Source organism: Actinocorallia lasiicapitis (genome assembly GCF_054778695.1).
Map to the genome: position 1 here is coordinate 1 of NZ_BAAGZI010000172.1, position 11,416 is coordinate 11,416.

The following is an 11,416-nucleotide window of genomic DNA, read 5'->3' on the forward strand; positions in this document are numbered from 1 at the left end:
GGCCGGGGAGCCCTGTGCAACGCGGGCCCGTCCCGCTACCGTCCTTCGCCGCCCGGCGCCGACAGTCCGCTGCGGACCATGGAGGACCTGCCGCCGATGCCGCGGCGTCCCCAGCCCGAAGGCCGCAGGCTCCGCCCGGTGCCGGTCATCCCCGACCCGTCGCCGCTGCTGCCGCAGCCGCCCAATGACGAGGAGAAGTACTCCTACGTCCGGCGCTACCGGTGGCTGCTGAACATCGGCACGTTCGTCAGTTTCATCTGCATCGTCATCAGCGCGTTCATCTTCCTGTCGGCCGAGGAACTGGTCATCGCGATCTCCTTCCTGGCGATCACGGCGATCAACTATCTGCTGTCGCTCCGGTTCGACCTGTTCTCCAAGAACTTCGACCTGGACGAGCACAACCGGCTCGTCGCGAACTGGAAGCCCTCGCACTACCCGAGCGTCGACGTCTTCCTGCCGGTGTGCGGCGAGCCGATCGAGGTCATCCACAACACGTGGGTCGCGGTCCGCCGCGTGGTCGAGAACTACCCGGGCAAGTGCGTCCCTTATGTGCTGGACGACGGGGCGAGCGAGGAGCTCGCCGCGATGGCCGCCGACTTCGGCTTCCGCTACGGCTCCCGCGAGAACCGCGGCTACTTCAAGAAGGCCGGCAACCTCCAGTTCGGCTTCCACAGCTCGGACGGCGACTTCATCCTGCTGCTCGACGCGGACTTCGCGCCCCGGCACGACATCCTCAACGAGGTGCTGCCGCTGATGGACGCCGACCCGACCGTCGGCATCGTGCAGACCCCGCAGTTCTTCCGCGTGCTCGACCACCAGACCTGGGTGGAGCGCGGCGCGGGCGCGTCACAGGAGATGTTCTACCGGTCGGTCCAGGTGACCAGGCAGCTGCGGAACGGCTCCATCTGCGTCGGCTCCTGCGCGGTCTACCGCCGCTCGGCGCTGGACGAGAACAACGGCACCACCCTGATCGAGCACTCCGAGGACATCCACACCGGCTACGACCTGCAGGTCCTCGGCTGGGGCACCAAGTACATCCCGATCGCGCTGTCGGCGGGCGTGTGCCCCGACAACCTGCGGGCGTTCCACAACCAGCAGTACCGCTGGTGCATGGGCTCGTTCTCGCTGCTGTGGAGCAAGAAGTTCTGGGACGCGCCGCTGCCGTTCAACACCAAGCTGTCGTTCGGCGCCGGAATGCTCTACTACCTGCACACCGCGCTGTTCGCGATCATCGCGCCGATCCTGCCGATCGTCATGCTGCTGTTCCACCCCGACCTGCTGAACCTGAACGCGGTGGTCTGGCTGGTCCCCTCGATCATCTACGCGACGCTGATCTTCCCGGCCTGGCACCGCGCCCCGTTCCGCCTCGAGGCGTGGGCGGTCGGCATGATGCAGGGCTGGGCGCACGTCTTCGCGATCTGGGACATGGTCCGCGGCCGCGAGATGGGCTGGGCCCCGACCGGCTCCAAGGGCGCCAAGAAGAGCAAGATCCGCCGCGTCTGGATCGCCTACGCGGGCTGGACCGGCCTGCTGTCGCTGATCTGGGTCGCGCTCGCCGCCTGGCGGATGACCGACCTCTACCCGCCGGACGTCGCGATCGCGCTCAGCTCCGGCCTGTTCTACGCGCTGGTGATCGGCCGGGTGCTGGTCCAGCCGCGCGAGTTCAGAGACCACGTGGAGGACCTGTGAACCGGCGGCTCATCGGCGCGGCGCTCGCGCTGCTCGGCACCCTCGTGCTGGGCGCGTGCGGCGACCCCGCGCTCGACAAGCCCGACGTGGAGCCGCAGGACGGCCCGGTCAAGGTCTACGACGTCAGGGCGCTGCTCAAGCCCGGCGCCATGGACTACCTGGGCGTCACCTACGAGGGCGGCCCCGGCAAGGTGCTGGAGCAGCGCGACGAGCTCGCCGACCGGATCGGCAAGAAGCCGAACCTCGTCAAGTACTTCCAGGAGTGGGGCGGCGACCTCGACTCCGACGCCGTCCGGAAGATGTGGAAGTCGGGCGCGCTGCCGTTCATCGACAGCGAGCCGTTCGACGAGCCGCTCAAGGACATCGCGTCCGGCAAGTTCGACGCCTACCTGGAACGGTACGCGGCCGAGCTGCGCGACACGGGAGTCCCGGTCGCCTACTCGATGGGCCACGAGTTCAACGGCTGGTGGTACCCGTGGGGCTACTGCACGCCGTCCAAGGGGCTGCGGGAGGGCGCCGAGCCCAGCGAGGCCTGCAAGGGCACGTCCCGGCAGAACAAGCCCGCCGAGTTCGCGGCCGCCTGGCGGCACGTCCACGACGTGTTCGTCGAGATGGGCGCGACCAACGTGATCTGGGTGTGGAGCCCGAACACCGCGCGAGCCGACAAGCGGTACAACGACCAGCCGGGGCTCAAGGAGTTCTTCCCCGGCGACGGCTACATCGACTGGATCGGCATCTCCGGCTACATGCGCGAACCCACGAAGAAGGACCAGGTCGCCGTCCCCAACCCGCGGATCATGAAGGACGCCTTCGGGCCGACCTTCACCGAGCTGCGCGCCTTCACCCAGAAGCCGGTTCTGATCGCCGAGACCGGCTCCGACGCCACACTGCGCAAGCCGGCCGACATCCGGCATCTCTTCCACACGACGATCAACAGCCCGAACCTCATCGGCTTCGTCTGGTTCGACGTCCGCAAGAAGGAGTTCGGTGCGTGGGTCAACTACAACATCAACAGCACGCCGCAGGCTGAGAGAGAGTTCGTGAAGCAGGTGAAGTCGCCTCGGATCGGAGGAGACCCGAAGGGTCTCTTCCATGGTGGCTGACAGCATGACCGAAGCACTCCCCGAAAGCGGCAAGAAGCTGCGGGCGAACGTCAAGCCGTCGCCGTACCGGATTCCCGAGGCCCCCCCGATGGGCTGGTCGCCGGGGCCCAGCAAACGCCGCGAATGGGTCAGCCGCGGCATGGTCGGGGTGATCCTGCTGCTCCAGGCCGCGCTGACGCTGCGGCTGCGGAACTCCCCGTTCGGCGGCGAGATCCACACACTCGCCGAGTACCGGACCGGCGACTATGTGGCGGGCAGCCCGTCGATCTACCCGAAGCTGGTCGACGCGCTGGGCATCGGCGGCGCCCGCTGGCTGAGCCTGCTGGCGATGCTGGCCTGCACCGCGATGGTCTACTCGTGGTCGCGCCGCCTGTTCAACGAGCGGGTCGGCCTGGCCGCGGCGTTCTGCTTCGCGGTGATCGCCCCGACCCTGGTGCTCGGCGCGCTCGCCACGGTCGACGCCCTGGGCCTCGCCCTGCTGGCCCTGGCGACCTGGCTGACGGTCGAGAGCCGGCAGGGCCCGCCCTGGCCGGTGTTCCTGGCCGCGCCCGTCGCCGCGATGGCCGTGTTCGTCAACTACTCGGCGCTCTACTACCTGCCGGTCGTGGCGCTGCTGGCGCTGCTGGTGTCGGTGCGGGTGGGTTCGCCGGTGCGGGCCGCCGCACGCACCGCACCGCTCGTCCTGGCGACGCTCGGGATGGCCGCCTACACCGCGTCGGCCACCACCGGTCTGAAGATGCCGGACACCGAGGACATCGGCACCCTCGCCGAGGGGTCGTTGCACTGGCTCGGGCTGCTGACCGTGTTCGCGGTGACGGGCGCCGGCTTCTACCTCAAACGCGCCCGGATGGACGAGATCCCCGTCCACGGGTTCGAGCACACCGCGCCCGGCGCGGGCTGGCGGGTGGCCCTGGGGATGATCCTCTGCCTGCCGTCGTTCCTGGCGCCGGTGTTCCTCTCGCTGACCCCGGCCACGGCCCCGCTGTGGCGGCCGCCGCTGGCCTACGCGGCGATGTTCGCCGCGACCATGGCGGGGGTCGGGCTGGTCAGGATCGTCGGACGGCACTTCCGGTTCCCGCAGATCGGGATCATGGCGGCGGTCGCGCTGCTGTCGATCGGGATGGCCCAGTCCGCCTATGAATATACGCTCTGGCCGGACGCTTCCCGGCTGGCCTCGGTGCTGTCCACGCAGGTCACACCCACCGGCAGGTATCTGGCCTCCGACCCGGAGCCGATCACCTACGAGCTGAAGGACAAGACCAAACCGTCGCAGTGGACCGGCACCTCCGCCGTGACGGGCGACATCGGGAAGGCACTGAAGAAGCAGAGTTTCGAGATCGTGGTCATCGAACGACCGTTCCGCACCCCCGCGGACCGCGCGTTGGAGGAGGCCCTGCGCGACAGCGGCACCTACCGGGTGCTCGTCGCGGTGCCGTTCCGCCTCGGCTGGACCCGTGGCAGCCACGAGATCTGGATCGCCAACGACGTATCGGTCAAGCAGTGACGCTTAATCACTTTGGAGTACTGCCAGTCATGACGTCCATCAGACCCCTCCTCGCCCTGGCGCTGCCGGTCGTCCTCGCGACGGCCTGCGCCGGCCAGGCGCCCACCAAGCAGGCGGCCGCACCCGCCGCGCCCAAGGCGAGCAGCAGCACCAGTGCCGCCGCTGAGTCCAGTGGCCGCACGGACGCCCTGGTGGAACCTCCGCTCGAGACGCAGGGCAAGAGCAGTGACGCCGGAGCCCCGGCCGCGGACGCCGACGCGGCCGTCGCCGGCGGCGCGAAGGCGAAGGGGAAGAAGTACCCCAAGCCGGTTTACAACAACAAGATGCCGAAGGGCTTCAAGCGCTACAACGCGCCCGGCGCCTTCAACGTGAACAAGCTGCTGTACCCGCGGCGCGAGTACGTCGGGGTGTTCACCGACGACGCGCTGCCCGGCACGCCCGCCACGCGCGCCGCGGCCTGGGGCAAGAAGATCGGCAAGAAGCCCAACATGGTGAAGTCGTTCGTCAACTGGGGCGGCGGCTTCGACGTGGCCTGGGCGAAGGGCCTGTGGAAGTACGGAGTGATCCCGCAGTTCGAGCTCGAACTGCAGACCGAGGACATCACGCTGCGCGACATCGCCAACGGTGACGAAGACGACTACATCCGCCAGCTCGCCCTGTCGATCCGGGCCGCGAACGTGCCGGTCGCCTTCAGCGCCTTCCACGAGATGAACGGGGACTGGTACTACTGGGGCCACTGCTCGCACGCCAACGACAACCCTGAGAACTGGAACGCCTGCAAGGTCAACAACACGGCCGCGGACTTCCGCAACGCGTGGAACCGGATGCACCGGATCTTCACCGCGGTCGGTGCGACCAACGCGATCTGGATGTGGCAGGTCAACCAGGTCGGCGCACGGCCGAACGTCCGGCTGAAGCAGTTCTGGCCGGGTGCCAAGACCGTCGACTGGGTCGGCGTCGTCGGCTACTACCACAACCCCGCCAAGAAGTGGATCTACACCTTCGACAAGGTCTTCCGCCCGACCTTCGTCGAGGTCCGGAAGTTCACCAAGAAGCCGATCATCATCCCCGAGGTCGGTTCCTGGGCGAGCGGCCGCCGCAACGCCGACATCAAGGACTTCCTCTCCGGGGTGGCCCACTACCCGAACGTGATCGGGTTCCTGTGGTTCAACATGAACAAGGCCGGCCTCAACGACAACGAGTCGGACTGGCGCGTGGAGTGGAACAAGAGCTCCCTGGACACCTTCCGGTCGTTCCTGAAGAAGGGCGCGTACGGCGTCAACACCAAGAAGCCCCAGTCGGCTTCCGGTAAATAGCAGTTAAAGGCGTGTCATATCCTCCGGTCAGCCCCCCGGCTGGCCGGGGGAGGTCCCGTCCCCCGATCCCTGGAGGCCCCGTGCAGGTCCGTCTCATCGCAGCGTCAGCCGTGCTCCCGCTCGTCCTCGCCGCCGGTTGCTCGGCCGGCGCGTCGACCGTGGAACCGGCCGCCGCCCAGGTGAAGAAGAAGGCGGCCCCGCGCGAGTACCTCGGCATCTACACCGAGGGCAAGACGAAGAACAACCCGGCCGCCCAGGCGAAGGCGTTCAAGAAGAACGTCGGCCGCGCGCCCAACATCGTCAAGTACTTCCAGGGCTGGTACTCCCCGTACCCGACCAAGTGGGCTAAGGCCGTCCACAAGGGCGGCGCGCTGCCGCAGCTCGAGCTGGAGTCGCACGGCATCAGCCTGACGTCCATCGCCGGCGGCAAACAGGACGCCTATCTGACCAAGCTCGCCAAAGAGGTCAAGGCGAGCAAGACCCCGGTCATGATCAGCCCGTTCCACGAGTTCAACGGCTGGTGGTACGACTGGGGCAACTGCAACGGCCACAAGGGCGCGACCTCCTGCAACGGCGAGAACAAGAAGAACTCACCGAAGGTGTTCGTCAAGGCGTGGCGGCACATGGTCGACGTCTTCAAGAAGAACGGCGCGACCAACGCCAAGTGGATGTGGTCGCCGAACGTCGTCTACCCGATGCCCAACGTCAAGCTCAAGCCGTACTTCCCCGGCAAGAACTACGTGGACTGGGTCGGCGTGATCGGGTACTACAAGGGCCAGCGCAACGCGACCTTCAAGGGCTTCATCGAGCCGACGATCAAGCAGATCCGCACCTTCACCAAGAAGCCGGTCCTGATCGCCGAGACCGGCTCCGCGTCGGGCAAGCGGCGCAACGCCGATCTGAAGGACCTGCTGACCACGATCGCGAAGCGCAAGGACATCATCGGGCTCGTCTACTTCAACATGAACAAGCCCGGTGAGGCCGACTACCGTCTCGAGAAGAGCAAGTCGTCGCTCAAGCTCTTCAAGAGCCTGGTGACCAAGTACCCTTACGGCCGCAAGTAACCCGGACCTCCGGCTACTGATCGCATACGGAAAGCGACCAATGAACGTGCTCTACCGCCTCGACAACGTCATCAGGCCCTATGACTGGGGCTCGCGGACCGTTCTGGCCGAGCTGTTCGGCCGTCCGGTCCCCAGTGACCGTCCCGAGGCGGAGCTGTGGATCGGCGCGCACCCCGGCGCGCCGTCCCGGCTGCCGGACGGGAGCACCCTGCTGGACCTGTGCGCCGGGGACGCCGAACGCGTCCTGGGCCCCGACCGGGACAGGCTGCCCTTCCTGCTGAAGATCCTCGCGGTGGAGCGTCCGCTGTCGATCCAGGTCCACCCCGACGACGTCCAGGCCGCGGCCGGGTTCGCGCGGGAGAACGCGGCGGGCGTCCCGGTGGGCGACCCCAAGCGCAGCTACCACGACGACTGGCCCAAACCCGAACTGGTCTACGCCGTCACCCCGTTCACCGCGCTGTGCGGCTTCCGCGACCCGGCCGACTCGGCCGCCCTCCTGGACGGCCTGAGCGCGGGCCCCGGGCCGCTGCTGGCCGGGATCGCGGACGTCCTGCGCTCCGACGGCCTGCGCGAGGCCGTCACCCGGCTCTGCGAATGGCCGGAGGCCGACCGCCCCGCCCTGGTCGCCGAGGTCGTCGAGGCCACACCGGCCGACCCCGACGAGCCCGCCTACGTGTGGGCGCGGCGGATCGCCGCCGAGTACCCGACCGACCCGGGCGTGGTCACCTCGCTGCTGCTCAACCTGCTGACCCTCGCGCCGGGCGAGGCGATGTTCGCCCGCGCCCGCACCCTGCACGCCTACCTCCAGGGCACCGGGGTGGAGATCATGGCCTGCTCCGACAACGTGCTGCGCGGCGGGCTCACCCCCAAGCACATCGACCTGCCCGAACTCCTCGCGGTGACGCGGTTCGAGCCGTCGCCACCCGACCGGGTCGACGGCGCCGAACTACCGAACGGCGAGACCCTGTACGAGGCTCCGGTCCGCCAGTTCCAGCTGACCAGGCTGGCCGCGGGCCCCGACTCCGTCGAGGTCCCCGCGCCGGGCCCCGGCGCGATCCTCTGCACCGAGGGCGGGCTGACGGTCGCCCGCGACGGCTCCACCGAGACGATCACCCCGGGGCAGGCCGTGTTCGTGCCCCGCGCGGGCGGCCCGGTCCGGATCTCCGGTTCGGGCATCGGCTTCCGCGCGGCCGTCCCCGGCCCGGGGGGTGCGGAGCGATGAGCGTACGGACCGACCGCCTGGCCGCGGGCATCGCCGACCGGCTGCACCGGCTCGTCAGGGAGCTGGCGAAGTTCGGCAGCGTCGGCGCGATCGCCGCGGTGATCACGTTCGGGCTGTTCAACCTCTTCCACGGCGGCTGGGGCATCGGCCCGCTGACCTCCAACGGGCTCGCGACCCTGGTCGCGGCGACCTTCGCGTACTTCGCGAACCGCTACTGGACCTTCCGGCACCGCGAGAGCAGCGGGCTGGGCCGCGAGTACACGCTGTTCTTCGCGCTCAACGGGATCGGGCTGCTGATCACCCAGCTCTTCCTCGGCTTCGGCACCTATGTGCTCGGTTTCCGTGGCGCGCTGGCCGGCAACGTGTGGCTGGTCATCGGCACCGGCTTCGCCACCGTGTTCCGGTTCTACGCCTACAAGCGCTGGGTGTTCCGCGCCACCGAGCCCCCCGTGGACGAAGCGGCGCCGCCGGCCCCGATCCGCCGGGTTGTCCGTTCGCAGGAGACCGTCCCGCTGAGCGAACTGCTGCGATAAGTTCTGCGCGTCGGCAGAACTTGTCGGGAGATATCTGCATCTCACCTGTGACAGGTGAGTCCGGAGTGATCCGGTGATGGTCGAGTGAGCAGGGTGGGGCCGGGCATGGCATTTCCGGGCAGGAGCGGCAAGGCGGTCTGGGCGGTGCTCGCCGCCGTGGTGGTCGGCGCCGTCGTGGTGGCGGGGCTGCTGCTCGACCGGGACGGCTCGGAAAGCCCGCAGGGCAAGGGCGGCGACGCCGTCCAGGCCGCGAACCAGGAGGACACCTCCCCGCCCACGGCCGAGCCGATCCCGCCGGACACCGTTCCGAGTGAGAAGCCGACCGTCACGCCGCAGGCCAAGGGGCTGAAGGAGAAGAAGCTCCCCTCGACGGCGCCCGGTGCGGGCCCCGAGAGCACGGCGAGCGTCCCGGCGAACTTCGACGGCTGCGACCACAACTACGGCGACACGGGCCAGTGCGTTCCGTGGGTGTTCCCCGACGGGATCGAGGAGTACGCCGACAAGTGCCTGTGGCTGAAGCTGAACGGCTTCCGGGACGTCAAGGTCAGGGGCGCCGACCGGCAGAAGCTCGACCTCGACGGCAACAAGATCGCCTGTGACCAGTGAGACGCGTCATCCGTAGGAGTTCCCCCATGAGGTTCCACCGGCCCAGGGCACGCGCGATCCTTTCCGGATCGGTGCTGGCCGTCGCCGCGATCGTCCCCGGCGCGATGCCCGCGCACGCGGCCGCCAATCTGGTGAAGAACCCCACGCTGGAGAAGCTGTCAGGCAAGATGCCGCAGTGCTGGCAGGAGTTCAGGAAGGGCTCGAACAAGGGCTCCACCAAGGTCGTGGCCGGCCACGGCGGCAAGCGCGCCGCCAAGGTCGAGCTGAAGGTCAGGGTCTCGGGGATGCGCGCTCTGATCCAGACCCCCGGCTGTGCGATCAAGGCCAGGCCGGGGCAGCGGTTCGACGTCTCGCTCTACCTCAAGAGCACGACGAACAGCATGTCGATGGTCTTCTTCCGGCAGCGCGCCAACGGCACCTGGCTGCACTGGGGCGACCTGGGCGTCGGCCAGAAGACCGGCGGCAAGTGGGCCAAGCGCAAGGTCACCACCTTGTTCGTGCCCGCCGGCACCAAGGCGATCCGGTTCGGGCTCGCGGTCTCCGGCAAGGGCTCGGTCACCACCGACGACTACTCGGTGAAGCTCGGCAAGGGCGTCGGCAAGGGCGCCTGCACCGACCCCGAGGGCTGCACGCGCGGCAAGTGGAAGGTCCAGTCGTTCGGCGACCCGGTCGCCACCTGGGACGGCGCCGACCCCGGCGACCAGGGCGGGCTGCGGCTGAAGAAGGGCGTCCGCGCCATGCACACCGTGCTGCTGGCCAACGGCAAGGTGCTGCTGATCGCGGGCTCCGGCAACAACCGCGCCAACTTCGACGCCCAGACCTTCACGAGCTGGCTGTACGACCCCGCGACGGGCAGGCACAAGCCGATCCCGACCCCGGTCGACATGTTCTGCGCCGGTCACGTCCAGCTCTCCGACGGCCGGGTGCTGGTGCTCGGCGGCACCAAGAAGTACCCCGACTACGTGCCGGGCACCGACCAGGTGACCAACGGCTGGCAGGGCCAGGAGAAGGCGTACGTCTTCGACCCGCGCGACAACAAGTACCACGCCACCAACAACATGAACGACGGCCACTGGTACCCGTCGGCCACGCTGATGGGCAACGGCGACGTCTACTCGGTGGGCGGCTACGCCGGCCAGTACAACGGGGCCGGCTACCAGTACGTGTCCCGGGTCGCCGAACGGTTCAAGTACAACAAGAACTCCGCGACCGGCGGCGCCTGGCTGAAGACCGGCCAGGTCGTGCAGACCGGGATCAACTGGGCCACCTACCCGTCGCTGATCCTCATGCAGGACGGCCGGCTGTTCTACTCGGGCTCCAGCGTGTTCGGCCACCCGATCGGCCAGCACGACGACGGCGGCAACACCCAGGACCTGTACAACACCGGGCCCGGCATCCTCAACGATCACAACAACGGCCTCGCCAAGAAGCCCACGTGGGCGGCGGTCGGCGGGCTCCGCGACGTCAACGCGCGCGACCAGTCGGCGTCGGTGCTGCTGCCGCCCGCGCAGCGCCAGCGGGTCATGGTCATGGGCGGGATGGACTTCCGCCAGCCGGGCAACGAGGCGCACGCCCACACCGACATCGTCGATCTGAACGCGGCGAAGCCGGTCTACCGGGGCGGCCCCGACCTGCCGAAGGCCAAGTCCTATGTGTCGGCGGTGCTGCTGCCGGACGGCACGGTGTTCCAGACCGGCGGTTCGGCGATGGCGCGCGCCAAGTACGTCGCGGAGGCGTCGGTCTACAACCCGGCCAAGCCGAACGCGTGGACGTCGATGGCGACCGACCCGGTGCCGCGGACCTACCACAACACCGCGATCCTGCTGCCGGACGGCCGGGTCATGACGGCCGGATCCAACCCGGCCAGCAACTTCTACGAGACCCGGATCTCCTTCTACTCGCCGCCCTACCTGTACAAGGGCCCACGACCCAAGATCACGGGCGTGGACAGCAAGTACTGGGCGTACGGGTCCACCCACACCTTCAAGACCAACCGTCAGATCAAGACGGCTTGGCTGATCCGGCCGATCGCCGTCACCCACTCCTCCGACCCCAACCAGCGGGCCGTCGCACCCGAGAAGCTGAAGATCAGCGGCGGGACGGTCAAGTTCAAACTGACCGCGAAGGGCAATGTGGCCCCTCCCGGGTGGTACATGCTGTTCGCGACCGACTCCCGTGGGGTACCGTCCGTCGCCAAGTGGATCCATGTGGGCTGAGCGAGGCGTGAGGCGGACCGAGGCATGAGCCGGATCGAGCACGGGCGGCCCGGCGGCGGGGGCAGGGGAGTGCCGGTCGCGGCGGCGGCCGTCCTGGTCCTGGTGGTGGCGGTCGCCGTGCTGCTCCTGCTGCGCGACACCGGCGACGGGAAGCGGCCCGCGG

At 68.7% G+C, this 11,416-nt stretch carries 9 protein-coding genes; all 9 read left to right on the forward strand.

Features of this window, described 5'->3' with window-relative positions; translation table 11 throughout:
- A partial coding sequence (locus ACYVE7_RS19280; protein WP_460366340.1) for a glycosyltransferase family 2 protein occupies positions 1-1,689 on the forward strand: 1,689 nt, incomplete at its 5' end.
- Positions 1,686-2,792 carry a glycoside hydrolase family 26 protein gene (locus ACYVE7_RS19285; RefSeq protein ID WP_460366341.1) on the forward strand — a complete coding sequence of 369 codons (1,107 nt, stop codon included), beginning with the start codon at positions 1,686-1,688 and terminating at the stop codon, positions 2,790-2,792. The genes ACYVE7_RS19280 and ACYVE7_RS19285, both read left to right, overlap by 4 nt.
- Before the next feature lie 4 nt (positions 2,793-2,796).
- Positions 2,797-4,296 carry a glycosyltransferase family 39 protein gene (locus ACYVE7_RS19290; RefSeq protein WP_460366342.1) on the forward strand — a complete coding sequence of 500 codons (1,500 nt, stop codon included), beginning with the start codon at positions 2,797-2,799 and terminating at the stop codon, positions 4,294-4,296.
- Positions 4,297-4,325: 29 nt separating this feature from the next.
- Entirely contained in the window at positions 4,326-5,612 is a 1,287-nt protein-coding gene (locus tag ACYVE7_RS19295) for a glycoside hydrolase family 26 protein (RefSeq protein ID WP_460366343.1), read from the forward strand.
- Between the two features lie 80 nt (positions 5,613-5,692).
- A complete protein-coding gene (locus ACYVE7_RS19300) occupies positions 5,693-6,676 on the forward strand; it encodes a glycoside hydrolase family 26 protein (protein WP_460366344.1) in 984 nt (327 codons plus the stop codon).
- A 40-nt stretch (positions 6,677-6,716) separates the two neighbouring features.
- Positions 6,717-7,898 carry a mannose-6-phosphate isomerase, class I gene (manA, locus tag ACYVE7_RS19305; protein WP_460366345.1) on the forward strand — a complete coding sequence of 394 codons (1,182 nt, stop codon included), beginning with the start codon at positions 6,717-6,719 and terminating at the stop codon, positions 7,896-7,898.
- Entirely contained in the window at positions 7,895-8,431 is a 537-nt protein-coding gene (locus ACYVE7_RS19310) for a GtrA family protein (protein WP_460366346.1), read from the forward strand. The genes manA and ACYVE7_RS19310 overlap by 4 nt, the downstream gene beginning before the upstream one ends.
- Before the next feature lie 105 nt (positions 8,432-8,536).
- Positions 8,537-9,037, forward strand: a complete 501-nt coding sequence (locus tag ACYVE7_RS19315; RefSeq protein ID WP_460366347.1) for a hypothetical protein — start codon at positions 8,537-8,539, stop codon at positions 9,035-9,037.
- A gap of 26 nt (positions 9,038-9,063) precedes the next feature.
- Positions 9,064-11,253 carry a galactose oxidase-like domain-containing protein gene (locus ACYVE7_RS19320; protein ID WP_460366348.1) on the forward strand — a complete coding sequence of 730 codons (2,190 nt, stop codon included), beginning with the start codon at positions 9,064-9,066 and terminating at the stop codon, positions 11,251-11,253.
- Positions 11,254-11,416: the final 163 nt, after the last annotated feature.